25 protein-coding genes are annotated in these 26,194 nt (G+C 43.7%); 15 read left to right on the top strand and 10 right to left on the bottom strand.

Features of this window, described 5'->3' with window-relative positions; all coding sequences use genetic code 11:
• Positions 1-37: 37 nt before the first annotated feature.
• Complete coding sequence (locus FHS68_RS19265; protein ID WP_167273616.1) at positions 38-1,480, bottom strand: T9SS type A sorting domain-containing protein; 1,443 nt, start codon at positions 1,478-1,480, stop codon at positions 38-40.
• A gap of 282 nt (positions 1,481-1,762) precedes the next feature.
• Positions 1,763-2,722, bottom strand: coding sequence for a phytanoyl-CoA dioxygenase family protein (locus tag FHS68_RS19260; RefSeq protein WP_167273614.1), 960 nt, complete (start codon positions 2,720-2,722; stop codon positions 1,763-1,765).
• Positions 2,723-2,981: 259 nt separating this feature from the next.
• On the opposite strand from FHS68_RS19260, the gene FHS68_RS19255 reads away from it, so the two are divergent.
• Together FHS68_RS19255 and FHS68_RS19250 are read left to right on the top strand one after the other, a co-directional pair.
• Positions 2,982-3,629, top strand: a complete 648-nt coding sequence (locus tag FHS68_RS19255; RefSeq protein ID WP_167273611.1) for a 2'-5' RNA ligase family protein — start codon at positions 2,982-2,984, stop codon at positions 3,627-3,629.
• A gap of 167 nt (positions 3,630-3,796) precedes the next feature.
• Positions 3,797-4,378 carry a Fic/DOC family protein gene (locus FHS68_RS19250; protein ID WP_167273609.1) on the top strand — a complete coding sequence of 194 codons (582 nt, stop codon included), beginning with the start codon at positions 3,797-3,799 and terminating at the stop codon, positions 4,376-4,378.
• On the opposite strand, the gene FHS68_RS19245 is transcribed toward FHS68_RS19250, so the two are convergent.
• Positions 4,359-4,520: a hypothetical protein gene (locus tag FHS68_RS19245; protein ID WP_167273606.1), complete on the bottom strand. Its 162-nt coding sequence runs from the start codon at positions 4,518-4,520 to the stop codon at positions 4,359-4,361. The genes FHS68_RS19250 and FHS68_RS19245 overlap by 20 nt on opposite strands.
• 460 nt (positions 4,521-4,980) lie before the next feature.
• Here FHS68_RS19245 and FHS68_RS19240 point away from each other — a divergent pair, with 460 nt between their 5' ends.
• Positions 4,981-5,232 (top strand): hypothetical protein, encoded by a 252-nt coding sequence (locus tag FHS68_RS19240; RefSeq protein WP_167273604.1) that lies wholly within the window; start codon positions 4,981-4,983, stop codon positions 5,230-5,232.
• Positions 5,233-5,293: 61 nt separating this feature from the next.
• Entirely contained in the window at positions 5,294-7,162 is a 1,869-nt protein-coding gene (locus tag FHS68_RS19235) for a gamma-glutamyltransferase family protein (protein ID WP_167273601.1), read from the top strand.
• Here FHS68_RS19235 and FHS68_RS19230 read toward each other — a convergent pair.
• From FHS68_RS19230 to FHS68_RS19220, 3 genes are read right to left on the bottom strand one after another with little or no spacing between them, the layout of a single operon-like run.
• Positions 7,144-7,956 (bottom strand): GNAT family N-acetyltransferase, encoded by an 813-nt coding sequence (locus FHS68_RS19230; protein WP_167273598.1) that lies wholly within the window; start codon positions 7,954-7,956, stop codon positions 7,144-7,146. The genes FHS68_RS19235 and FHS68_RS19230 overlap by 19 nt on opposite strands.
• Before the next feature lie 35 nt (positions 7,957-7,991).
• Entirely contained in the window at positions 7,992-9,620 is a 1,629-nt protein-coding gene (locus tag FHS68_RS19225) for an ankyrin repeat domain-containing protein (RefSeq protein ID WP_167273595.1), read from the bottom strand.
• A gap of 12 nt (positions 9,621-9,632) precedes the next feature.
• Positions 9,633-10,100, bottom strand: coding sequence for a GNAT family N-acetyltransferase (locus FHS68_RS19220; protein WP_167273593.1), 468 nt, complete (start codon positions 10,098-10,100; stop codon positions 9,633-9,635).
• Between the two features lie 312 nt (positions 10,101-10,412).
• On the opposite strand from FHS68_RS19220, the gene FHS68_RS19215 reads away from it, so the two are divergent.
• From FHS68_RS19215 to FHS68_RS19200, 4 genes are all read left to right on the top strand, one after another.
• On the top strand, positions 10,413-10,703 hold the full coding sequence (locus tag FHS68_RS19215; protein WP_167273591.1) for a hypothetical protein: 291 nt from the start codon (positions 10,413-10,415) through the stop codon (positions 10,701-10,703).
• Between the two features lie 84 nt (positions 10,704-10,787).
• Positions 10,788-11,510: a LytR/AlgR family response regulator transcription factor gene (locus tag FHS68_RS19210; RefSeq protein WP_167273589.1), complete on the top strand. Its 723-nt coding sequence runs from the start codon at positions 10,788-10,790 to the stop codon at positions 11,508-11,510.
• 1 nt (position 11,511) lies between these two features.
• Complete coding sequence (locus FHS68_RS19205; protein WP_167273587.1) at positions 11,512-13,620, top strand: tetratricopeptide repeat-containing sensor histidine kinase; 2,109 nt, start codon at positions 11,512-11,514, stop codon at positions 13,618-13,620.
• Positions 13,621-13,782: 162 nt separating this feature from the next.
• On the top strand, positions 13,783-13,968 hold the full coding sequence (locus FHS68_RS19200; RefSeq protein WP_167273584.1) for a hypothetical protein: 186 nt from the start codon (positions 13,783-13,785) through the stop codon (positions 13,966-13,968).
• A gap of 446 nt (positions 13,969-14,414) precedes the next feature.
• Here the strand turns inward: FHS68_RS19200 and FHS68_RS19195 are convergent, their stop codons facing one another.
• On the bottom strand, positions 14,415-14,930 hold the full coding sequence (locus FHS68_RS19195; RefSeq protein ID WP_167273581.1) for a YcxB family protein: 516 nt from the start codon (positions 14,928-14,930) through the stop codon (positions 14,415-14,417).
• A gap of 182 nt (positions 14,931-15,112) precedes the next feature.
• On the opposite strand from FHS68_RS19195, the gene FHS68_RS19190 reads away from it, so the two are divergent.
• The 4 genes from FHS68_RS19190 to FHS68_RS19175 all read left to right on the top strand — a co-directional run bounded on the left by FHS68_RS19190 (position 15,113) and on the right by FHS68_RS19175 (position 17,668).
• Complete coding sequence (locus tag FHS68_RS19190; RefSeq protein ID WP_229211978.1) at positions 15,113-15,652, top strand: DUF2911 domain-containing protein; 540 nt, start codon at positions 15,113-15,115, stop codon at positions 15,650-15,652.
• A 132-nt stretch (positions 15,653-15,784) separates the two neighbouring features.
• A complete protein-coding gene (locus tag FHS68_RS26820; protein WP_374757527.1) occupies positions 15,785-15,994 on the top strand; it encodes a DUF6934 family protein in 210 nt (69 codons plus the stop codon).
• A gap of 25 nt (positions 15,995-16,019) precedes the next feature.
• Positions 16,020-16,175 carry a hypothetical protein gene (locus FHS68_RS19180; protein ID WP_167273576.1) on the top strand — a complete coding sequence of 52 codons (156 nt, stop codon included), beginning with the start codon at positions 16,020-16,022 and terminating at the stop codon, positions 16,173-16,175.
• A 188-nt stretch (positions 16,176-16,363) separates the two neighbouring features.
• A complete protein-coding gene (locus tag FHS68_RS19175; protein WP_167273573.1) occupies positions 16,364-17,668 on the top strand; it encodes a Gfo/Idh/MocA family protein in 1,305 nt (434 codons plus the stop codon).
• Between the two features lie 35 nt (positions 17,669-17,703).
• On the opposite strand, the gene FHS68_RS19170 is transcribed toward FHS68_RS19175, so the two are convergent.
• Positions 17,704-18,393, bottom strand: a complete 690-nt coding sequence (locus FHS68_RS19170) for an ArsR/SmtB family transcription factor (RefSeq protein ID WP_167273571.1) — start codon at positions 18,391-18,393, stop codon at positions 17,704-17,706.
• Between the two features lie 65 nt (positions 18,394-18,458).
• Between FHS68_RS19170 and FHS68_RS19165 the strand changes: the two genes are divergently transcribed.
• The 3 genes from FHS68_RS19165 (at position 18,459) to FHS68_RS19155 (ending at position 22,225) form a co-directional block, all read left to right on the top strand.
• Positions 18,459-18,857, top strand: a complete 399-nt coding sequence (locus tag FHS68_RS19165; RefSeq protein WP_167273568.1) for an amino acid-binding ACT domain-containing protein — start codon at positions 18,459-18,461, stop codon at positions 18,855-18,857.
• A gap of 15 nt (positions 18,858-18,872) precedes the next feature.
• Complete coding sequence (locus tag FHS68_RS19160) at positions 18,873-19,355, top strand: OsmC family protein (protein WP_167273565.1); 483 nt, start codon at positions 18,873-18,875, stop codon at positions 19,353-19,355.
• Between the two features lie 278 nt (positions 19,356-19,633).
• A complete protein-coding gene (locus FHS68_RS19155) occupies positions 19,634-22,225 on the top strand; it encodes a TonB-dependent receptor plug domain-containing protein (protein ID WP_229211977.1) in 2,592 nt (863 codons plus the stop codon).
• Between the two features lie 65 nt (positions 22,226-22,290).
• On the opposite strand, the gene FHS68_RS19150 is transcribed toward FHS68_RS19155, so the two are convergent.
• Together FHS68_RS19150 and FHS68_RS19145 are read right to left on the bottom strand one after the other, a co-directional pair.
• Complete coding sequence (locus FHS68_RS19150; protein WP_167273563.1) at positions 22,291-22,842, bottom strand: hypothetical protein; 552 nt, start codon at positions 22,840-22,842, stop codon at positions 22,291-22,293.
• Between the two features lie 164 nt (positions 22,843-23,006).
• Positions 23,007-26,000, bottom strand: a complete 2,994-nt coding sequence (locus FHS68_RS19145) for a tetratricopeptide repeat protein (RefSeq protein ID WP_167273561.1) — start codon at positions 25,998-26,000, stop codon at positions 23,007-23,009.
• Positions 26,001-26,194: the final 194 nt, after the last annotated feature.

Below are 26,194 nucleotides of genomic sequence, written 5' to 3'. Positions count from 1 at the left end.
CCTGAGCACAGGTTGGCGTTGGTAGAGATATTACTTTTTATTTGGAAACCAAGATTTTATAGCTGCTGGCTGTGCCGTTTGTTTTAGACATTTTTACCACATATGTCCCCGAACTCAGGTGTTTCACATTAATGGTCCGGGTAGGTACCTTTCCCGACTTGTAAACTTCCAAACCTGTTAAATCATAGATATGAATTTTGGAAATCTGATCTAAATCAGCTGTCTTGATTTGAATCTCATCCCTAACCGGGTTTGGATAAATTACAATGTCTGACTTGGTTTCAGAATTTTCGTTCAACCCAAAATAAGAGGGCGCTGCCTGGTCACAGGGCCTCTTGGTCACTTTTACAAATGAAGTGGAATTAGCAGTATTGTAGCAATCATTCCCTACATCATAATAGAATGCGTAATAGGTGCTGATCAAAACTGAGGCATGCGCCGGATCCGCAACCGGCAATCCGGAATGGGTGGGATTGGTATACCACAAAAGAGTTGCGCCTGCTGGGAGGGCACCAGTAAATGCATTGTTGAGATTCACTGTTGTTGTAACAGGGCACTCGTTAATTATAGCACTTTTGCTAAGTATAACCTGACCATCGCTGGGAAGCGCTGGATTAATGCTAACTGTAACTTTCGCCGTGCTGAGGTTTGTATTGTAGCAAGTACCGTTATAAAAGAAAGCATAGTAATCACCAGGCGTATTTATAATTCCTGGAAACCACAAGACCCCTCCGGAATGAGTGTTATTTGTGAACCAATGCAACGTCCATCCTTGAGGTACAACGCCGGTAAATGCGTCATTAAGATTGGCATACGGCTGAAAGCATTTGTTATATACGCTGGTCTTGCTTAATGGTACCTGCGGATTGACTCCACACACAACCTTTATCGCACCTGGGTTAATATTAAGGTTTACAATTGAACCCTTCGCAGTTTGTCCTAATGCTCGAAAACCTAGAATTGCCGTAGTGCTTTTTGCCGTTAAAGTAAACACGTTGGAAAGCCACTTCGAACGATCCGCAATTGTAAACTGGTGCTGTTTGCTGACGCTGGCAATGTTATTCCATCCCTGAGCAGTACTATTAAAAATACCAATTTCACCAGTATATGCCCAATCCGTATTAGAAGCTCCAATTTTCGCAGCCGCAGACATCATATCATACTTAATTTCGTATGTGAATCCTGGTGCGAGCCCAGTGAGTGTAACAAATGCGCCTGAAATGTCACTATTTTTCGAATACAAGCTTAAAAAAGTCGTGTTCACCTGACCGGGAGCACCAGGCAACGGATTGCTAGTCCAAACCTGGGCAGCATTTCCCTGATAGTTCGTTTTATTCGATGTCGACGCAGTAGGACCCGTCCAGGAGGCAGGAGGATTTGGCGAAGCAGCCCCTCCGCCGGTCGGCGGAATAGTTTGGGCAGTTAATACAGCAAAGCTGAAAAGCCAGATAAATGATGCTAATAAAGTAATTCTTTTCATACTCAATTGGTGTGTTAAAAAATGAATGTTCATTTGTGATTGATTGCACAAATGTGATTTTTAACATTCAAACTTTGATTCGCAATTGAGTTAACGTAAAGCACTCATTTATTCATTGGTATGATAATAACTCCCTAAAAATCAGCTGATAATAAAGTTCTATTGAAGGTTTGCAAGTAGTTCGTTGCCATATTCTTTAACTAAAAGGATAGCCTCTGACGTCTTACATTTATTACAAATTCAGCTAACATTACGCTCCTACACAACTAGCTGCATCACCTCCTACCACCGATCCAACCCCAGCAACTTCCTTCCCAGATCCGACAACTCCGCCGTCTCATATTTTATCTTCTCCCAATTTCTGGGATCGCCGGGAAACGCATAACCTTCCGGGGCCTCGCGGTTTTTCCAAGAATTGATCCGCCACTGACGCAGCGCTTCATAGTCCTCCTGGGCAGGCATCATTGCAATGTATTGCGCCAGGCGTACTTTATTCTCGCTCCGATTAGCCCGGATACCATGCGGCTGTGCGCTATTGAAAATCAGTAAATCACCCGCATTCATTTTCACCTTAACCAATTCAAAGCCAGTGGTATCCGGCTGGAAATGGTTGCGATCTTCGGGCTGCGTCAGTTTCCAGGTATCATAAGTCCTGAAAAGCTCAGGAATGCATTGGAAACCTCCCATATTTTCATCATCCTGATCGGCCAGCGCCAGTACGCCCTGTACATTTTGCGGCTTCGTTTCCGGATCATAATCCCAATGGATAAAGCCTTTATAGTCGAATCCAGGCCGCAAAGGCAGGTTGAGATTGGCACGGTCAATCGTCACCCATAGCTTTTCCGTTCCCCAAATATCCGTGAAAGCCTCATGCACCTTAGGAAACTGGCGGTTATCCCAGAGATTTTGATGATTATAGACCTCTACCATGCCCGTATTAGTCAATTCCTTCATTTTCATTTCGGCGCGGGGCGGCGTATACCACGTTTCGGGATCGTTTGGATCTTTTTCTTCAAACTCCCAGAGGAAATCGGCCGTTTTCTTAACCTGCTCTTTCGGCACCGCATCCTTTATAACGATGTACCCATTTGTAATCCAGAAATTCCAATCCGCCTCACTTAGCAAACGCAGGGGTTTTCCATTGCTTCTATCATTCAATTTTACATTACTAGATTTTGCAGTCGAAGGATTTCCCGGAATATCCTGATGCGCATTGGCGGGTGCCATGGTGTGATGCTCCATATTTAATAATATTTTTTCGTGAATTAGTAGAACAAAGTTATCCAATCGAATTCGTCCACAAAGTGCGTTGACAAAATCCTTACTACCCCAAAAAACGTTGACCTCAAATAATCGCCATTTCCAGCTAAAATTCCCACAATTTGCCCGGTCTCAACCTATTATCGAAAATATTATAGATATTTTTAAGATCATTTATTTGATATTTAAAATACCAATTACTATTTTTACAAAGTAATTACACTTCATCAATAATGATACTATGAAACGGGTTCACATCAACAACAACCACTGGAATACGCTGGTTAACATCCGGCATCACATGTATGAATATCTGCTGGTACTTTCGTGCGATAAGGTCACGGAAGCGCTGATTCACAACGTAAAGCGATATTTTGAAGAGAACTACGGTTGCCACTACGCTGCCAATCTGATACCACATCTTACGCTTTTCAAATGCACGATCCATGAGAGCAAAGTCGATCGGATCATTCAGGGATTTTCAAAAGTTGCCAGGCATATGTCGCCTCTTCAGATCGCACTGACACAATTCAACAAATATGAAAACGGTACATTTTATGTTGATTTGGAGTCCGATGCATCTGAGGAAGTGCTTGAATTTGTGAAAAAGCTGAGAAATGAAGTCGGAAACCACGTAAAACAATGGGCGCCAGCAGAATATCATTTTTGTGATGATCCACATATCACCGTTGCGAGAAATATGACTGCTCCGCAAACCGAAAGCGCGGTAATGGATTGGCTATATCGCGAATTTCAAGCATCATTCGAGGCTAGTGAAATAAAGTTAATGAGAAGATCGCTGATCAATGGTGCTAAATATGAGACTGTTGCAAGGTTTCCACTACTGGGAATGCCGGAAGGGCAGTATATGCAGGCTTCGTTGTTTTGAAGTAAGTGATTAAATATCTTTCGTATTAGCCAGGGCTGCTAAGAAGTTAGTCGTAGTCTTCCGACTACGACTCCGCGTGCAGCGGTCTGAAGACCGCTGCACGCAGCAAAACAATTAATAATTTCAAAATAAAAGTGATCGTAATTATTCGTCAACACATACTATAAGTGAGATATCTTATTCCATTCGACCAAGGTGAATTTCCAGTAAACAAATTAGGATTAATAAATGCAGATGAAATTGCAGTTGTGGAGTTTGAAGGCTTTCTCAAAGCCGAACTAATGTTGACGGAACAACTGAGCAGAAAGACTAAATTCGATTGCAGGTATCTTCTTAACATCCATAGCTTGGCAATGAGCGACTTGTATGATTTTGCCGGTAAATGGAGAAATGTTAATCTTTCAAAAGGAGGATTTCTATTTGCCTCTGCACAATTCTTGCCACAGATTATGCACGAATTTGAAAAGGCATTTTTGAAAACATTTTCAATAAAGTTTACCAGTATTTCCGAGTTAATCGAACATGTTGCCCGATCTCACGCTGAATTATTATTCATTCACCCATTTCGAGAAGGAAACGGTCGCACATCTCGCGTTTTAGCAAATCTAATGTTTAGGAAACATGGGTCGGATATACCAGATTGGACGCAGCTAGATCAAAATAAATTTCAGGAATATGTAAGAGCTGTTCAACAGGTAGCACATAAAAACTATGAGCCAATGATTAGCCTTATGAACCAACTTTTTTGATTTCACAAAGCACTTTTTTGAGCGATTTTTGTGCATTCTTTTCCGAAATAACTACTCCTTCAATACGCGCTGAAGCGATGGCGCCTTTCAAAATGGAATCTTGTATTGATTGTGGAGACGTTGAGTGATATGGTTTTCTCATGACAATTTTTTTTGCTGATGATTTAAATTTACGGTTTATAAAGTGCTGAACAAAATTTCTGTGCCATAGTTCAGTCTATTTTACTACGACTGGTCAAAAGCAGCATGTGCGGTCTAGTCATCTCTCGAAACCGTTAAATAAATGAAAAATCCCACATTCACATCCCATAAAATATTCACTACCAGAGCGATAACCCGTAGACATTTTCCAAACTTTACCGCCTGATCGTTCTTCTTGGTTATCCAAAACATACACCGTACGTGTACGATGCTCAATTCAAAAGAGGTGCGATGCATCGACAATGTTTATTTGTCGGTATTTTGCGCCTTAGATTGCTACGTATACCGATGAACGGCTGTGGCTATCGTAATTGTTTGAACACAATTGCCTCTTTTGGGTTGAGCAACGGAAAGTGCGGCACCGTTTTTTGCCGGGCCAAATCATCAACCACTTCACGGTCATGTCCAGCAAACAACGCAAAACTACATTCCCTCAAATGGCCGAAGAACTCATCAAAGACGTAATCAGCACCGGTGTAGATCCACTCACGCTAGAACGCCAGCACGTGGATATGTACATCCATTACCTTAATCCAACTAACGAAAGTGGCGCGGTTTCAGTAGCCCACGCTCAGGAAGTGATTTATAATGACGAGATTGTTACCAGGTTGCTGCGCGGGATTGAGCCATCTTTCCCTTTTACCCGAAATTGATTACATTTAATATTGACATTTCGCGGGCAACCGACTCCAAAAAACACTCAACCACTTACTCATGAAATTAAAACTTCTATTCACCCCTTTCCTTCTTGCGGCGGCTTGTTTGCAATCGCAGGCCCAATCCTTCAACAACTTCCCTGTTACTACCCAAAAACCGCCGCTTCATGGAAAACATTGGATGGGCATCACGGGAAAACCATTGGCGGCAACTGCCGGGGCGATGATTTTCAGCAAGGGTGGAAATGCGATCGATGCTTCATGCGCAATGCTGGCAGCGACTTGTACCATGTGGGATGTGCTAAGCTGGGGTGGTGAAACGCAGGCTTTGATCTATAACCCAAAAACTAAAAAGGTGATCGCCATCAATGCAATGGGTGTGGCGCCGACCGGGGCTACTCCCGAATTTTATAAAGGAAAAGGCATGAAATATCCCCCGGAATATGGCCCTCTGGCGGCAACAACGCCGGGAACGCCAGGCGGATTAATGACCATGCTGGCGGAGTATGGTACCATGAGTTTGAAAGAAGTTCTAGCCCCAGCCATGCAAATGGCGGAAGGTTATCCGATTGAAGGCCAGACTGCCAATGCAATCGAACGCGACAAAGTTGAAATCAAAAAGTGGCCATACTCATCCAAAGTGTTCCTGCCGCATTTGGGACAGAAAAGAGAGGCGCCTGACGCAGGTGAAATGTTTGTTCAAAAAGACTTGCTGGCCACTTTACAAAAGCTGGTTGATACGGAACAACAAACATTGAAAAAAGGAAAAACCAGAAAAGAGGCTATTTACGCAGCATATGACCGGTTTTATAAAGGTGATATTGCCAAAGAAATCGCGCGCGGCACGCAGGAACAAGGCGGACTGATCACGGAACAGGATTTGGCGAATTGGAAAGTGAAAATTGAGGAACCGTTGATGACTACATATAAAGGCATTGAAGTATATAAAATGCAGCAATGGACGCAGGGCCCTGTAATGCTACAGGCGCTGAACATGCTCGAAAATTTCGATCTGAAAGGCATGGGGTATAACTCTTCCCGTTATGTACACACGTTGTACCAGATTATGAATCTCGCCTTTGCGGACCGCGACTTTTATTACGGTGATCCGGCATTTGCGCCAGAAGAACCGATGAAAGGTTTATTGTCGAAGGAATATGCCAAAGAGCGCATCAAATTGATAGACTTGGAGAAGAATGATGCCAATGTAATGCCAGGTGACCCCTACCCATTCGAAGGCAAAAAGAACCCTTATCTCGACCAAATCAAAACCTGGGGGAACTTTCATGCATCAACCAATCGCAATGAAAACGGCCCAAGTGAGCAGTTTATGAAGGAATTCACGGCAGGTACCACGTCGGTGGAAGCTGCGGACGAAGAAGGCTGGGTGGTGAGCATTACGCCAAGCGGAGGCTGGGTACCTGCGTGTATTGCAGGAAATACGGGTGTTGGGCTCAGTCAGCGCATGCAGTCGTTTGTGTTGGACGCGAAGGAAAATCCATTCAATGTGGTTGAACCGGGCAAACGGCCGAGGGTTACCCTTACACCTAGTCTTGCGATGAAGGATGGGAAACCGTTTCTCTCTTTTGCCAAACAGGCGGGTGACGAGCAGGATCAATTGCTGCTGCAATTCTTTTTGAATATTGTGGAATTTGGAATGACAGTGCAGGAATCGACGGAAGCTCCAAGTTTCAAAACGCTTCAAATGTATGGCAGCTTCGGGGAGCACGAAAAAATACCGGGCGGACTCATTCTCAATCAGGCAATGCCCGATTGGACCAGAAAAGAACTTTCTCAAAAGAGTTACAAGCTAAGTTACCAACATAGGACAAGCGGCCCGATCAATGCCATTTATTTTGATTGGCAACACGGCACGTTCTGGGGCGGATCCAGTAACCATGGTGAAGATTATGGATTTGGCTGGTAGATTGTCCTGACCATTCCATAAGCAGTACCAAAATTAAACTGCTGGTAAAAAGGCTTCAAATTTTCCCCGGTAAAAAGACCGACCATCGCTTTATCGGGGGCATTTTCGTTCAGCCAGCGGGAAATTTCCTGCATCATAGCAGTCCCTACTCTTTTGCCCTGCCAATCAGGATGCACCATGACGTCTTTGACATAATAAAAGCTAAATCCATCGCCAAATAGCAAGGCGCAGCCAATTGCTTCACCATTCTCAGCGTTTTCCGCAACCACTGCATATTGCATCAGATCCAATTGCTTTTGTAATATGTCATCTGATAAAGGGTTGGCCCACCCAACAGCCGCAAAAAGATTTCGGTATTCAACCGGCGTAGGTCGACGACCTAATATTTTCACCGAGTCTGGCAGGGTTTCGGACTTACTTTCTTTTCCCGAAGCTGGCGCGGCAAATGCGATGTAGTAGCCATTTAGGTCTTTGATCATATATTCGTCGAAACCGTAAGGCTGGCGTGCAAGCGGCATTACCACATTCGCTCCCTTTTCCTGATGCATCGCATAAAGCTGCTGAATATGGCTAACCCGCATCCAAATGGATTCTCCATGTGATTTTCCATTACTTTCAGGATTATCTGAAAACTGAATAAATGCGCCGTGCCAGGAAACACCCCCGTGAGTCGGGGGATCGCCCCAGGTCCATTGGTTTGGAAAACCTAACGTTTCCTGCCAGTACTTTACAGTCTCCGCCACATTACCTACCTGCAACATGGGTTCTGCGTGGGAAAAAATCGGTTCTATCATCTTTTTAATTTTTTTTTCGCAGACTTGGCAAGTCTTTAAGACTTACCAAGTCTCGCGACTATTTCGTTATATCCCCTGCGTTTTGCCCAGGAAATCGGCAGCGCCCAGGGTTTGTCGGCAGGTAAGTTTGGATTTGCTCCCTTTTCCAGAAGGAATTCAATCATTTCCATGCGTCCGGATTTGGCGGCCCAACCAAGCGGTGTTGAGCAAATTTCATTGTCTATAACATCAATTTCGCCACCTTTTTCAAGAAAGAGTTTTGCGCTTACAATATCCCCCCGAGACGCAAAACGATGCAAAGGTCTTATTTCCAGCCAATTTGAAAAGTTCGGATTCATGCCATGTTCAAAGAGCAACTCGGCTAATTCCAAAGACTTTATGGGATCAGCGCCACCCTGACTCGCAACCCCTACCCCAATCCTTTTGGGAAGATCGGGCTTATATTTAAGCATTAACCTGACGAAACTCTCCTGTCCCTCACTTGCAGCATCTTCCAAGGCTACCGGATCATCGGCGAGAGCAGGATTCGCTTTGAAAACGGCCGCAGCTGTCTGGATATCCCCATAATATGCAAGCAGGTTAACCGCTCGGGCGGCTCCGTGAGAACATAGCAATTCAATCATTCCTTCATCTTTCTGCCTGATTGCCGCACTTAAAGTGTCGGCCGAACTTTCCACAGGCACATTAGGATGCGCACCATGCGCAAGCAGCAATTTTACAATTTCCATTTGTCCGTGCACCACCGCAGAATGCAATACATGACCCATCGGCGCTATGCCTTCCTCGGGTAAATTGGGATCAGCCCCATTTTCGAGCAGCAGTTTCACTATATCAATATGACCCGCCATCGCTGCATTTTTGAGCGGCGCACCAGCTCCGGGGTAATAGCCACCATACTGGGAAAGCCGGTTTACAATGGATGCATCCTCGGTCAGCAATTCTTTTACCCTTGTTTTATCCCCTTTTAAACAAGCCATACACATATTGATGTAAGCTCCCTTTGATCTCAGGTGCAGATAAATGTCGTTGGGTTTCAAGGTTACACTATCAGGAACGTCGCGCCAGCCGCGATAATGATAGTCGCCATTCGTGAGTTGGATGGGGCGGGCACCGTCCGGCCGTTTCTCGTCGATATTTGCCCCGTAAGACAGCACGAGATCGATCATTTCGATATTGCGTGTCATCACCGCCCAATGCATCGGTTTGTTTCCGCGGTCGTCAACCGCATTGATATTCTCTAAACGTAAATCCAGCATTTCCCTAACTGCATGCGCGTTTCGCTCGCGGATTAATCGGCCCATTTCCTCCCCTATCGGAGAACCTTTTTCTTTTTGTAGTACTTTTTCCAAAAGCCCCTGCATTTCAACATAACCCCGATCCCTGGCAATTTGCAATAATGTGTCACTGGTGCCTGATTCGATTGGATTCGCACCTTTTTCCAGGAAGTAAGCAACTGTTTGTAACTGATTTTCTTGTACCGCAAAGGATATTGCATTTCGGTAATCATAGCAACTGCGAACTAACGAACCATCCGTTTCGACTAGTTTTTTAATGGTTTCAAGGTCGCCGGTTTTGGCAGCTACAAACATTTCCCAAACATCGCTGGCAATGCCTGTCGACCAAAATAAAGGTTCATCTTTCGTTAATGCTTCTGGTTGCTTCATGGCTTGAAGGTTTTAGATGTCCGTAGTCAGACGCATTTCGGTAAGGATCTTTTTGAAACCCACTTTCTCATAGGCAGCTATTGCCGGACTATTTTCATCGTAAACGTGCAGCCTTACTTCGTCAAGGCCCTTGCTTTTAGCCCAATCGACCAATGCCTTGATGATCAGTTTATTAATTCCTTTTCCTCTCTGTTCAGGTACGACATACATGAATCCCAGGAATGCATAGCGTTCAAACTGAACATAAGGTTTGCCTTCCAGTATTCTTGCGTGGCCGCTTCCAACGAGTTCGCCGCCAATTTCAGCCACCACCACTTCCGCTTCGTCGCTCATGATCAGTTTGGCAAGATCATAATAATTAAAGTCACCGGGAAGCAAAGTCTCATCGAATGGTCTTTCGGCAATGATAATGCCCTGTTCAAAATTTAAAAGTGTTGAAAGCTCCCCGATCGTTGCGGAACGGACCAATATATCATTCATAGCATTTTTATTTTTTGTAATCCAAAAATAACGCTATCGTATTTTAATTTACAAAGAATTGAAAACGGAAATATAAAGAATGAATCCCTGCTGAATGAAAGCAGAAATTTACACCATTTTGGATATAAGTATCCACATAATTAATGCTCATTTGCAGCACATCCTTACAAAGTCGAAAGCAATAATTCCACTGAAGCATCGAACGGTGGCAAACGTCTGATAATTAGCCTTAAACATTATTTCTGGCACATTTTTGATAGTATACTAATAATTGCATGATCTGTTATTTTCCAAAATTTAATGTACACAACTATGAAAACGGAAATTGAAAAACATTCGGTGATTTCGCTTAGCGATGAGAGTTTTAAACATTACCTGGTTCAGCGATACAGTAATGATCCTGAAATGGACCTAAAATCGACGAAGAATTGGGTACAGCTATACAACCACGCAAAGAATGATATTGAAAAAAGTGGTGGCCGCATTACTGGTTACGAAATGGTTGATGAAGTATTGGTCAGCCATGAGGGAGTTCATTCACAATGGCCATTACACTGGATGTGGGTTCTTCAGTTTAACACTCGGTTATCTCACTCAATATGATACGTAATGTTACCCATTTTTACTAAAAGCGGTATGTATCAATGCCGCTTTTACATATATTAGGGAAGTAAATCCTAAATTTCCATGACGACGGGTACGCTTCCTACTATACGCTTTATAGCGATTGACGACAACCCGCTGGACTTACTCTTTATTACTGAATTCTCAAAAGCCTTTCCATTCCTCACCAATTGTGGCACCTTTCAAAATGCCCTTGAGGGTTTCGAAGCCCAGCAATATATCAAGCCTGACCTTGTTTTCCTGGACATTGAAATGCCGCATATCAGCGGTATCGATCTCCTAAGAAAAGTAAGAGAGCATGTGATGATGGCAGTGTTCATTACTTCTCATCCGGAATTTGCATTAGAGGGATTTGAACTCTCTGCGCTGGATTATATCTTAAAACCTCTTTCAGAAGAACGTTTTGCCCAGGCTGCGCGGAAGATCAGGGAATATTGGGAGATGAAACAGAAATCGCAGGCTTACGAAGTGCTGTTTGAAAAAGATATGCTCACGATCAAGGAGGGGCATAATCATGTAAGGCTGGCGCAGCGAGACATTATTTATCTGGAAGCCATGCAGGATTACACCAAGATCGTCACTTCGAACAAAAATTACATGACGCTTTCTTCTCTATCCTATTTTATGGAGCAACTCCCTTCCGAAAATTTTCTTCGTGTGCATCGCAGCTATGCCGTTTCAGTCCGACAAATCAGGGAGTTAAGATATTCAGAGCTTTTATGCAACAACATTGTAATCCCAGTAGGAAAAACGTATCGCTCGGCCATCGCCAAACTGAGATTTTAACATGGTAAAAACGTTACTTTCGCTGTTAATGCTTTGCGCGTTTTCCGGGATTGGCCATGCACAGCTTATTCCCGATCTTAAAAAATACAAAACGACCACTGCGAAACTTGAAGCGCTGGCTACACTTTGCGACACGCTTTATCAAAGGGAAGAGTACGATCAGGTAAAAACCGTATCGCATTATGCTTACTCCATCATTCCAGCCAACAATTACTACTACCTTTCTATTTTTGATTTCAATTTAGGTGTGGCCTTCGAATATCAGAGAGCCCGTGGCGCCGACAGCAGCCTCTACTATCTCGAAAAATCAGTAGCAAATGCCCGAAAAGCAAAAAGCCCGGCGAGGGTCCGGGAAGCGCTTTCAAGACTGATGTACATTAATTCCAATATGGCAGGTCGAGCCGCGCAGAGCAAGGAGATATTAAAAGAAATCTTAGGTATCATTGATACAACCAGGTCTGAAAAAGATAAAGTAAAATTATATGTAGCCGTTTCAAGCTATTATTCTCTGCTGGGACAGTATGAAACGCAGATCAAATATCTGCTTGCATCCATCACATCAATGAAAAAATTGATCGAAAATGGTCAGATTAAGGATAGAGAGCTGATCGTTGCCGATATTATGAACCTGTCGGAACTATATATCTCACTAAACCAGCCAGAAAAAGGGCTCTATTACAGTCTCGAAGCCAGAAAATACATTGTCAGAAACAAGACATTCTTGTCCCATCATTACAAGGATATGACGGACGTTTACCTGAGCATGGAGAATATTGAAAAGGCAAAAGTGTATTATGATAGTGTTGCAAATATGATCGATCCTACCAATCGATCGGATCGGAGCCGTAGTAATAAGATTTCCATTGATCTGGGCTTTGCTGATTACTACCTGACAAAGAAGCAGCCCGACAGCGCGCGCATTTATATGTCGAGGGCCAACAAGCTTGCCGAAAAATGGGCCAATAACTATCTCATGTCACAGGTAACCTATATGAACGGTGAGGTATATATGGCGCAGAAAGAATATCAGAAAGCGCTTCCGTTGCTAAAAGCCTCAGAACCTTTTTGCAAGGAGTGGGCCAGGGAAATTTATGTTGAGTTATTAAGATCACTAGCCAAATGTTATGCCGGGACCGGGCAATGGCAGCTAGCCAATAACTATTACGAAAAGTATATTCCACTCAGAGATTCGCTGTATACGGAGGCTTCCAAAAAAAGCATCGCCGATGCGGAGGCGCTTTATCAAAACAAGGATAAACAGCAGCAGATTGAAATCAAAAACTTACAAATTGATGAGGCCAGACAACAGCGGATCTGGCTGATTTCCGGGCTTTCTTTCCTGGCATCGTCCCTTGTTTTGCTTGGGATAATTTATCGGAATAAGAAAAAAAATGCGGAGATACTGGACGAAAAAAACCGCGAAATGGCCAAGCTGATCAGGGAACTAGAAGAAGCGAACCTGACAAAAGCGAAGCTGTTTAGCATTATCAGTCACGATTTGCGCTCACCGATCAGTCAGGTGCACCAGTTCCTGAAATTACAGCAGCTTAATCCAAAGTTGCTGAATGAAACGCAAAAAGCCGAGCTGAGTGACAAAATCCAGTTGGCAACAGGATCTCTTTTGGAAACAATGGAAGACTTATTGCTATGGTCAAAAACCCAAATCAACCAGTTCAAGGCCGACATTCAACCGGTGGAAGTTATGCAAGTGACTGACCAATGTCTCAAACTATTGCAACTGAACATTGAGTCGAAGAAAATCCAGATTGACAACAATATCCCAGGTAAATTGATGGTCGAAACCGACCCATATTACCTTCAGGCGATTGTGAGAAACTTACTACAAAACGCCATTAAAGCTGCGGACGAAAACAGTCTCATCAGCCTGAAACTGAACGGCAGCGAAACGTACAAAATTCTCTCCATCGAAAATACAGGTCCGGCATTCAGCCAGGAAACTTACCAACACATCCTCAGCCAAAAGGATGGTAATCAGGGTCTAAGCGGACTTGGACTAAGACTTGTCGACGAATTGTCCGAAAAAACAGGATTGAAAATCCGGTTTGAAAACCCTTCCGAGAATGTAACTCGGGCGTTGGTTGAGTTTTGAAAAAGTCGGGGAAAAGAATTTTTACATTAGCAAAAATCACTATCTTAGGGGCTCATTGTTACCGTACAATGAAGCTCATCGTTCCCTTTTGATCTGCTGCATTTTTATGCAGGTCATCTGAAAGTTAAGATTATTATTATCAACCACTAACTTCGTTTGACGATGACGTTTAATATCATTATTACATCCATCCCGATCATACTTTCGCTAGTCGTGATCTTCATTAAATTCTTTGGCAAATCAGGAGCCTACAAGGTCAAACTCAGAAACAGCGACACCTGGATCGAAGTTTCTGACCTGGGAAGTAAGGAAGATTTACGCAAATTGAGGGATTCGATACCTGGCTAATGAATATTGTCAAGCCCCGAGGTAAACCGGATCTTGAAGTATTACTTTCAGCATCTTTTGCAACCTTGATCAATCTTATTATAGCAGATATTTCTTTCCGCTCGTTCGGATTATTAATATCTCCTGCAATAGCATTTTATACTGCAATGCTAATCAATGAGCAAGCGGATCAAATTAAGTTAAAAAATCAGCAGAAAAGGTATGAGGCGAATTTGTCTGATGAAATCAAAAACCTTGAAATAGAAAGGCTTAGCTGTTCATGTGAATACAGAAAAAAGGAAATTGCAGAAGAACTGAAAAAGTATCGACAGATCAGATTCGAAAGTAATATTGAAAAACTTGAATCCGTGAAACCCGATTATCAGCGAATCTCTAAGTCTCGCAGAACTACCAGACGATAGTGTTCCTCTGACTTAGCCAGTACAAGATTTCCGGCGCAAGCCCAATTACTTCAATTTTACTTTCAACCCCTCGACAGCCCCCAGAATCGACTTGAATTTTAGAAGCTGATCCGTTGAAAAAGCCCGTTTTGGCAGGATATCTGCACTGCCTTCGGCGGTTTTCAGGAGGATAAAATCATCTGTTTCAACCACGGAATGTAGCTTTTGGTAATTTATCTTATGATTAAATGTCTCTCCGGAAAGGCTAAAATAGGTTTTATAAAAGTTTAGCTTTAACTGCTGCGAAAGAGGTGCCTTGTTTTTAACAATAGTCGGAACCTGGACTTTTGCCGAAATCTCCGGCAAAAAATAACCGTATAAGGCCAAAACAATGGTAATAACGTATCCAGTAGTGATATTAAAACTCCCACTTTTCATGGTGACAACGGTCACAAAAGCCATGGCACCCAATAAAACCATGCTTAGGATCTTAAAAATCTTGGTAATCAGACGGGTTTTTGCAACATCTACCATGCCATAGTAGAGTTCCTCAGCATTAAGCTTGTACGATATTTCATCCATTAAATCTGTATTATTCAGGTTGAGCTTTAAGAATTTGATTGGCGAAGTTAAGGCTTACCTCCTAACCTTTGTCATCCCAGGCAATTTTGGCAAGAATAAGAAGAGCAGGTCAGATATTGTCAGAATTCACGATATTTATTAAATTTTCTAAGTGATTAGTTTAAACCAAAATAAGAAATAACATGAAAAAGGAAATGATGTTAAAAGGGTTCGTTATTGGAATGATGTGCATGTTCGTATCAACGGCGATATTGGCGCAGGGAGATAAAGCCAGCCGTCCAAGTGCTCCACAAACTGCAACAGGAAAAGTAGGCGAAGCAACAGTAACAATCAATTATTCCAGTCCGTCCGTGAAGGGCCGCAAAATATTCGGTGATCTTGTTCCTTTTGACAAAGTGTGGCGGGCAGGCGCCAACGAAGCTACTATTTTTGAAACCGATAAGGACATTATGGTAGAGGGCAAGGCGTTGAAGGCTGGAAAATACAGCCTATATGCTATGCCGGGTGCAACTGAATGGTCATTTATATTCAATTCCGAAACTGGTCAGTGGGGTATCAAACGGGGAGGCGACACTTCCAAGGACGCTGCAAAAGACGTTTTAACTGTTAAAGCCAAGCCAGGTAAAAGTGCTTCAATGAACGAAAAACTCATGTATGAAGTGACTGCCAGCGGCTTTGTAATCCGGTGGGATAACACCGAGGTTCCGGTAGCTATCAAGTGATTTTTTGATTTTTGAAAAGAAATCCTGTAATCGATGATTACAGGATTTTTATTTTAACGTGTCCCTTTGATGATGTTTGCACCAATTTGTATCATTACATTAAATTATTGTTTCGTAATCGCACACTAACGTATCAACCCTTTTACCCATTCACAGGACGCAACAGTAGTTTTTTCAGGAAGTACCCCTACCCGGACGCGCCTCGATCAAATCGCAATAGCGCGTGAATTTAAAACAGCTTCCCAATGTTTTTTTATTCAAGGCTTTAATGGCTTTCAGTTCGAGCCATTTGAACGGAACAAATCCTACGAGGGCTTTGGTATTTCGCTCAGAAAAATTTAACATTGCTAACACAATCTTGGTCGAAATGGAAAAGGTAATCAAAAGAAAAAAAGCGGCGGACAACCCAAAACACCCGCTCGACCGTCAGTTCTCATCTCCTGAGGAAGGCGCGCAAGCAAAAACTGATTATGTAATGACCAAGGTCTTCAAAAACGCAGATTGGAGTAGCCTCAAAAAATAATTCTCCTCAGCACCGCGTAATATTTAAACTTCTCAGTCGCACACTGACTGATTTCGGTCGTAGTCGCTGCATTTCATCAATAGTTTCCCCTTTTTAGACGTATCGTTTCAATTGCTTTCAAGCAATCAAATAGCATTATATTTCTTTACATTTATAATGTTCTATCATTACCTAAATCCCACCATCCCATGACAACCACCAGAAGAAAATTTATCAGTTCAGCTACGGCGATGGTCGCTGGGGCGGGGATTACTTCGGCATTACCTTTTTCGGCATCGGCTTTTCCGAAGATCTTTTCGACGGCTGATACGATCCGGGTTGCTGGTATTGGTATAAATGGAATGGGTTGGTGGGATTTAAATGCTGTTCTGAAAAATCCAGGTGTTGAATGCGTTGCCTTGTGCGATGTAGATAAGAATGTGCTGGATAAGCGGGCCGCCGAACTGGCAGCGAAGGGTATTAAAGTGAAAACTTATGGTGACTATCGTAAGCTTCTGGAAGATAAGAGTATTGATGCGGTGGTCATCGGGTCACCAGACCATTGGCATTGCCTGATGATGGTAGAGGCTTGTCAGGCGGGAAAGGATGTGTATGTTGAAAAACCGATTGGAAATTCAATCGCTGAATGCAGGAGTATGGTGGCAGCGCAGGAACGTTACAAGCGTGTGGTGCAGGTAGGACAATGGCAGCGAAGCCAGAAGCACTTTCGCGATGCAATTGAGTTTGTGCATTCGGGTAAGCTCGGTAAAATTGGGCTGGTCAAGGTTTGGGGATATTTCAATTATGGTACGCCGCTTACAAGCCTTCCGGATAGTGCAACCCCAGCAGGTGTTGACTACGATATGTGGCTGGGCCCCGCACCAAAAAGACCTTTTAATGAAAACCGCTTTCACGGGAAATTCCGCTGGTATTGGGATTATGCTGGCGGCATTATGACTGACTGGGGTGTGCATTTGCTGGATTATGCGATACTCGGAATGAAAGCTGGTGCGCCAAAAAGTGTTACCGCGTCTGGCGGCATGATCCTTAATTCCGGGGTCGATGCGCCTGATACGCTTACTACTATTTACGAATTTGGAGACTTCAATATTCAGTGGGAACATGCAATTGGCTATGGAGCAGGGATTTACAATCGGGAACATGGAATCGCCTTTATGGGCGCCAACGGTACACTCATTGTTGACAGGAATGGCTGGGAAGTAGTACCACAGGGAAAACAAATGGAGGCTGTGATGCTTCAGAAATCCTCGGACAATGGACTAGACTTGCATGCCAAAAATTTCATCGAGGTGATCCGGTCAAGGAAACTGGAAGATTTGAATGCTCCGATACAGGTTGGCTCTCATGTTGCCATCCTGTCGCAAATGGGAAACATTGCCTACCGCACCGGAAAGAAAATTAACTGGAATTCCCAAAAAGGAAGATTTGACGATGCCGCGGCCAATAAACTCATTGAGAATGAGTATCATAACGGGTATAAGCTACCAGGTTAAAAAATTTAATAAATAACAAGGGAATTACGGTTACTTCACGAAATTTCCAATCCAAGCAGCTCACTAAGTTGCCGACTGCCCAGTGAGGTAAGTGTCAGGTGCCTCGAAAACTGGGCCTTCCTAAACCAATCCTTTTGCAACATTTTCTCCAATAACAGTGCTCCGAGCTGCCCCGCCAGATGTGGCCGCCGTTCGCTCCAATCCAGGCATTGTCGGGTCAAAGGACGTCTGGGATTTTTGAAATCATTCTTTGAGATATCCAATTTTTGAAACCAATCCCAACCTCGGTCAGAAACAGTATATGCAATACCTGATTTTTCAATATATCCCTGAAATTCAAGTGCTTCGGTGCATTTTACACCAACAAAACCCGCCAGGTGATCGTAACAGGTACGACAAAATTTCACTGGCTTATGGCTAATTACTTTTTCCGCTTTCTCTTGTGGACGATGCGTGGCAAGCATTGCCAGAGATTCTACCACATAGGCAACTTCGGGCCGCGAAAAAGAATAATATCGATGTCTTCCCTGTATTTCAACTTTCACAATTGTGGCTTCCAATAGCTTTGCAAGGTGATTACTTGCGGAAGTAGCCGAAATATCTGCCGCAATGGCAAGTTCCCCGGCGGTATAAGCCCTGCCATCGAGCAAATTCCAAAGCATTTTTGCTCTTGACGCCTCACAGATCAGGCTGGTTATCGTTACAAAATCTTCCTCAGCATCCATAGTTCATTTTCAGATGAAGTGTAAATGTAACGGATCGTTTTAGTTTGTAATAAAAAAATTAGATAATGAAAGACTTAGAAATTATTTTAGAGAATAAGCCGGGAATGCTTGCTTTGATGGGCGAGACATTAGGCAGGAATAACATTAGCCTCGAAGGTGGCGGCGTGTTTTCAAATGGCACATTTTCAATGGCTCATTTTTTGGTAGATCAACCTGAGCGTGCACAAGAAGTATTAGCAGGCGTTGGAATAGAAGTGGTAAGAATAAATGAGGTTATTATCCAAAAATTGCGTCAGGATGTCCCGGGACAATTGGGAATGTTCTGCAAAAAACTGGCAGATGCCCAAGTGAATATCCTGACCCAATACAGCGACCACGCCAATCAATTGATTATCGTTGTGGATGATTTTGAAAAAGGTAAAATAGTATCAGAAGCTTGGATGAAGGAATGGTGGGATAATTAAATTTAATAATAAACAATGGCCAAAGAACATCATTACGAACTCACCGTCGAATGGACGGGCAATTTGGGCACCGGAACTTCGGATTACAGATCGTATGAGCGAAGCCATGTCATCAGGGTTGAAAATAAACCCGAGATTTTAGGGTCGTCGGATCCTGCATTTCGCGGTGATAGGAATAGACATAACCCGGAAGGTTTGTTGATTGCCTCTATTTCATCCTGCCACATGCTTTGGTATCTGCATTTATGCGCCGAGGCAGGCGTTGTGGTCCTCGACTATGAGGATAGCGCCACAGCGATTATGATTGAAGGTGCTAACGGCAGCGGGAAATTTAAAGAAGTAACATTAAACCCCATTGTGACGGTTGAAAACGCGTCCATGATCGAAAAATCCATGGATCTACATCAAAAGGCAAACGAATTCTGTTTTATTGCCAACTCCGTCAATTTTCCCATTCATCATAACCCAATAAGTAAACTCCGTTCAATCAAAAGTTGATCAAAGAAACATCTCTGTCTTTCTTTGATACATCTGTGTTCCTATCAAAAATTGCCCGCATCTACCTTTGTTTCGGATTTGTCCTTTGGTGAATCCGAAACACTTGTCAGCAACAAAGCTATTCTAAATGAATTTGATACTGGTACATGAAGTGCATGAATTCCCTGTTCCGGCCAATAATCATTTTTAACCGGAATCCCCACCCCTTTTCTGCTCAATATCCTCCTGACTCGGGAGCTCACCTTTCATTTTAATTATCCACAAATAAACAATCAAGTATGAAAAAATCATTAACACTATTCGTAGTGCTTGCCGCTACTTTATCCGCATTCTCACAAGGGACAAATGGCGACGGCACATTTCCGGCAGACTCGACCCGAAATCTTAGTGAAATTGTCGTGACAGGTTCACGCGGTGGCGGACGGTCGCGTATAGACTCCCCCGTACCTGTAGATATCATCCCAATTTCACAAATTACCAACAACATTGGCCAGGTCGATATTAATCAGATCCTGACTTACATTGCGCCATCCTTCCAATCGTCCCGGCAAACCATTTCTGATGGTACCGACCACATTGATCCGGCCCAGCTGCGTGGTCTCGGTCCCGATCAGGTTTTGGTTTTAGTAAATGGAAAAAGAAGGCACCAGTCTTCATTGGTCAATGTTAATGGGACCGTTAATCGCGGAACAGTCGGCACCGATTTGAATGCAATTCCCGCAACAGCGGTCGATAAAATAGAAATACTCAGGGACGGCGCTGCCGCCCAATATGGCTCCGATGCTATTGCAGGGGTTATCAACATCATTTTAAAAACCCGCACTGGGTTGAGCGGTAACGTTTCTTACGGTCAGAATGCAACCAGTTATGATAAAAACTATATCCTCAACAATGGTAAGAATGCTTCTGTCAAAACTTCCGACGGAGGGACTGCGCAGGTCGGTTTGAATTATGGGCTCAAAATCGGCCAAAAAGGCTTTCTGAACATTACAGGTGAATATGTAAACCGGGAAGCAACCAACCGGACTGGTACATACACAGGCCAGATTTTCCCAGCCGTCGGTGGAAAAGTGGTCGACGACGCGCTGCTCAGCGAAAAGGGCCTCACCCGCGAAGATTTCGATATGCGGATTGGAAATTCGAAGGTCAACGGTGGCGGCGTGGTTTTGAATGCAAATATTCCGGTTTCAACCAACATTGAAATTTATGCATTTGGCGGATATAATAACAAAAAGGGCAATGCAGCCGGGTTTTATCGCTATCCCAATGGCGTCCCAGCGGCTGTCCGGACCAATGTGCTCGCTCTTTATCCCAATGGTTTTCTTCCTGAGATCAACAGCGACGTGACCGACATTTCGGCGGCAGCGGGCATTCGTGGCAAATTGGGGGAATGGAAATTTGATCTGAGTAACACATTTGGCAAAAACGATTTCGACTATGAGATTTCAAATTCCGTCAACTATACCCAGGCAGTAGCGGCCGGCAAATTGCAAACCACGTTTGATGCAGGAGGAAATGCGTTTTCCCAAAATACAATCAACCTGGATTTAGGCAGAAAGTTCGATGTTTTGTATGGATTAAATATTGCGGTTGGTGCGGAACAGCGAACTGATAAATACACGATTACAGCCGGTGAAGAAGCTTCTTATAAAAACTATGACGTTGCTGCCGGGGTTGCGGCAGGCGCGCAGGTTTTTTCAGGTTTCTTCCCTCAAAATGCCGGCTCCCATTCCCGTCACAGCGTGGCAGGTTACATTGACGTGGAACAGGACATTACCAAAGCCTGGGTTTTGAGCGCTGCATTGCGCTTTGAGAATTTTTCGGATTTTGGCAATACATTGAATTACAAAGTTGCCACCCGGTACAAGATCACAGACGGCATTGCATTACGCGCCTCGGCCAGTAGCGGTTTCCGCGCACCTTCGCTGCAACAGCGGTACTATGCCAAAACCAATACATTGTTCGTAACACAAAACGGTCAGCAGGTTGCCCAGGAAAGCGGGACATTTACCAACGACAGCAAACCAGCCGAAATCCTGGGTATCCCAAAATTGAAGCAGGAAACTTCCCAAAGTTTTACCGTAGGAACTACAATCCAGATCAACAATGCATTTGAACTGACTTTGGACGCTTACCAGATCGACATTGACGACCGCATTGTATTGACTAATAATTTCAATGACGGGAGCAATGCAGCATTAAAAGCTCAACTAGCGGCGGCCAATGCTACAACCGCTAATTTCTTTTCCAATGCCGTTGATACCCGATCCCGGGGATTAGAAGGCGTTTTATCTTACAATACTAAATTTGGAACAAGTCAATCTATAAGGGCAGTTTTGGCAGGGACATTCATTCAAAATAAAGTTAAGAAAGATGCAAGCGACAAACCTATCATTCACGCGTCCCCTATTTTGGAGGAAACCAATCAGGTCAACACTTATTTCAACCGGGAGGATTTAAGCCGTTTTGAAATCGCCAGCCCTAAAAACAAGCAAAGCCTGACCATCAATTACAAAACAGGGAAATTCGGGGTAATGCTGCGCGGCGTGCGCTTTGGCGAAGTTTCTTATTGGGACCCAACCATTGATCCTACCAAACCGGATTCCTGGCCTGTCAACACTTTGACTACCAAGAAAGAATCGCTGGACCAGACATTTGGGGCGAAAATCGTAACCGACATTGCCTTGAATTACGATCTGTTAAAAGGCATTAACCTTTCGATTGGGGCAAATAACGTATTTGATGTTTATCAGGACAGGCATACACATTCAGGGAATGTCAGCCTTGGAAGGTTTGTCTATTCTCGGCGTGTTCAGCAGATGGGCGTGAATGGAAGGTATATCTTCGCGCGGGTTAATTTTAATTTTTAAATAAAAATAGGGGAATGACTTGCCAAGTCTTGAAGACTTTGTAAGTCCTTCCCCTATTTTTTATTTTACTTCAATTTCGGATTATGCGGGGCGAACACGCCGTTCTCGTTGTCCAATTCAGTCCAGACGTGGAGCGTCCATAAGTTAAATTCAGTATTGATTTCCCATTTATCATCCTTGCCGGTAAATCCTTCGGGAACAGCTGGTGGATTTTTTATATCCTTGATGGGTTGCGCATATTCTACCGCCACAAACTTCATCGGCTCGTTGCCATAAGGCGCGTATAACATCAGTTCCGGTTTGTCTATTTCAAACTTGTCGTCCAACAATCCGGCATTCAGATAGTGATGTCCCATTTGTGTACGATATCCCGTCACATCCGTATCATATCCCGCCTTCTTTGCCTTTTCGAGATCTGCAAAAGGCGCAACTGCAATGTGAAGCTTACTGAGCTCCTGGTCTAATACCGGTTCCTGGTCATCCTTAGAATCTTCCTTGCAGCCAGAAAATAAAATGCTCGCTGAGAAAATGGCCATGCCTAACACAAGGCATTCTGCTAATTTCCGGCCTGAAACTTTCGTCGTGGCTAATACTTGATTACTTAATGATTTTTTCATTTTAAAAAATTAGGATAAAAAAAAGATGAAACTCAGATTTCATTGGCCATGAATCTGAATCAAAAGTAGCGGGGGGCTCTTTTTGAGTGGAACACAGATGTTTCAAAGAAAAACGGATATGTTTCCCTTAAAACTTTTCGTGTAGAAATGCAGAATGAAAAGGGTTATTTGCTCTTCGAATTGGCCCGCTCGGCCTGAGCCGTAGCATAAGGCTGATATTCGCTGGGGTTGACGCCATACATTTTCTTAAAATTGCTGGCGAAATACGACACGTTATTGAACCCTACCTCGTACATCACATCAGCAATACTGCCGTAATGTTGTTCCAGCAAAGACGCCGCTCTTTTCAAACGGATGGAACGGATAAATTCACTGGTAGATTGATTGGTGAGGGCTTTCAGCTTACGATGCACCTGCACCCGGCTCATACCCACTTTACTCACAAATGTTTCGACACTGAAGTCTGTGTCGGCCATATGCTCTTCAATGACCCGGATTGCACGTTGAAAAAATACCTCATCCGCCGAGCTGATCGCAATATCTTTGGGCTGTAACCTCACTTCCCGGGTAAATCGTTCTCTGAGCTGCTTTCTCTGTTCGATTAGATTTTCCACTCTTATTTTCAACTCCAACAGATTAAATGGTTTGAGGATGTAATCATCCGCGCCAATTTTCAACCCTTCGATTTTACTGGTTTCAGAGGCTTTGGCGGTGAGCATGATCAAGGGAATGTGGCTGGTCCGCTCATCGTTTTTCAATTGCCGGCAAAACTCAACACCATCGATCAGCGGCATCATACGGTCAGTAATAATAATATCCGGAATCTCTTTCTGGGCTATTTTTAATCCTTCCACACCATCTGAAGCTTCGATTACCCGAAAATTCTCCAGAAAACTGCGGCCTATAAATTCCCTTACTTCAGCATTGTCTTCCACCATTAGCATCAGCGGTTTTTGATTATTCTGCTCAACATGAAGCGGTAAGACAGGAAGCGCAAAATGCCCATTTGCTTGTTCTTTAAACCATCCAAAGCTTGACTCAGTTTTAGGCTGATCCACCAATTGTTTGATCTCGAAGCTACACTCGGCCAAAGGCAGATGAACCGCGAATCGGGTACCCTGCCCTACCTCACTTTTAACGGAAATCGTACCATTGTGCAGATTGACAAGCTCCTTCACCAGCGCGAGGCCAATTCCCGTCCCCTGTTGCTCAACAACCTGAGTTCCCTCCACCTGAAAGAACCGGTCGAATATTTGGTCCAGTTGCTTCTCCTGGATGCCTATGCCGGTATCTCTTACTGTAATTTCCAGGCTTCGGTTTGTCTGCCTGGCAGGCGATTGCGCGGCATCAGGCGTGTTCAACAAAGCGACGCTCACGGTTACATGACCTTCGGGCGGCGTAAACTTAAAGGCGTTGGACAGTAGATTATTAAGAATTTTATCCAACAAATCTGGGTCAAAAAGCGCTTGGATGCTTTTGAATTCGGAGCGAAAATGAAGGTGAATTTGTTTGCTTTCGGCCAGGGAAAAGAATGCAAATGTGGTCGCTTTCATTCTCTGATTGACATCTCCGCGGATCAGCTTTACTTTCAATGAACCGGCTTCCAGCTTAGAATAATCCAGCAGCTGGTTGATGAGGTGGAGTAATTGCCGGGCATTGCGATCAATCAGCTGATAATAGCCTTTTGCCTGCCCACTTTCCAGATTGCCTGTCAGCAATTTCTCCATAGGTGCCAGGATCAGCGTAAGAGGGGTCCGGAATTCGTGCGAGATATTGGCAAAGAAATTTGATTTTACCTGACTGAGTTTTTGTAATTGCTTTGCCTGTTGTTCCAACTGGATATTTTTACCAGTGATCTCTTCGCTTTTTGCAAAAAGCAGCCGGTTCTGCCGGTTTTTTAGCCGTTGCCGGTTTACAACCAGGCCAATAATGACAAGAGAAGCCAATAAACCCGCCAAAATCGCATTTCTAACGAGTTTGGCCTGTTGCTGGTCTTTATGAAGAAGCACTATTTCCGCCTGCTTTTTCTCAACTTCATATGAGGCTTCCAGCTGGGCAATTTTGTTGTCGTTTTCCTTCGTAAATGTTGAATCCTTCAATGACAATACATTCGATTGATGAAGATAGGCGCGTTGATAATCACCGGAAGTAGCATAAGCGGTCATTAATCCCTCGTGCGCCTCAATTTTCTGTTTAATCAGCTCGGCTGCCTCTGCGATTTCCAGAGATTTTTGGTAATAGTAGATGGCTTCGGCAGTATTATTCTTTTTCAGATAAACATCAGCCATGCCATCCATGGCAATGCTCATTGGCTTCTGATAACTCTGTGGCGCGGCCAGGTTCAGCGCTTTTTCGTAATAGCCGAAAGCATGATCATACCGTTTCTGAAAAAAAAGCACTGCGCCCAAACTGTTGTAGCTGGTAACCCTGATTTGTGGCAGGTCGAGCGAGTCAGAAAGCCTCAGCGACCGGTTCAGGTAATGCAAGGCCCTGGCATATTGCCTGCGTTCCTGACACACCAGCCCGATCGCATTCAATGTAATAGCCTTGCTTCTGTCATCTTTTAGTTTTTGATGAATGGATAATGCTTGAAAAAGGTAGCAAAGGGCATCGTCGTATTTTTTTTGATCCAGCATCAGTAAGCCAATGGTCTGAAACGTATTGCCAATAATCTCCTGGTTTTGGATCTCTTCCCCGATGCGGATGCTTTTTAAGTAATATTCCATGGATTTGGCGAAATTTCCCATATCCTGGTTCACCATGGCGATACTTCTATAAATAACGGCAAGGCCTAACTTTCGCCCTACCAGCTGATAAAATTTCAGGGCCTTTTCAAAATGCATCAGGGCCTGCTGGTTCTGATTGGTTTTAAAATAGTATCTGCCCAATGCATTATACGCCAATGCAATACCGTAGGTATGATGCAGTTTGATGGACAATTGCAAACACTCGTCAGCATACATTTTAATTCTTTCCTGATCACCGCCCCATATATAGTATTGATAGGACAAATGGTGCAATAAATTGACTCTGTTGGTATCCGCTGGTGTGCGGGAAAGCTTTTCTTCCAGCACTTTGGCCTGGTTTTGCTGCGCTTCGGCGGAAAAGGCAAACAAAAAGATCCATAGCAGAAGGCAATAAAGATTACTATTTTTCATGGCGGTAGATGTAGTCTGGGAATCAGGATCACTTCATCTTGGGATACGCGTATACGGGTGACGGGGTTGCGCAGATTCATGACGATCCTCTCAAAAGTAGCTGCTCTCTATTTTTGAGAGGAACAGAGATGTTTCAAAAAAGAACAGCGATGTTTCGTTGAAGGATTTTCCCGGTTCATTCTAACACCACATGA

The organism is Dyadobacter arcticus (assembly GCF_011762185.1).
Taxonomy (GTDB): Bacteria; Bacteroidota; Bacteroidia; order Cytophagales; family Spirosomataceae; genus Dyadobacter; species Dyadobacter arcticus.
This window is presented reverse-complemented; position numbering and strand designations above follow the sequence as displayed.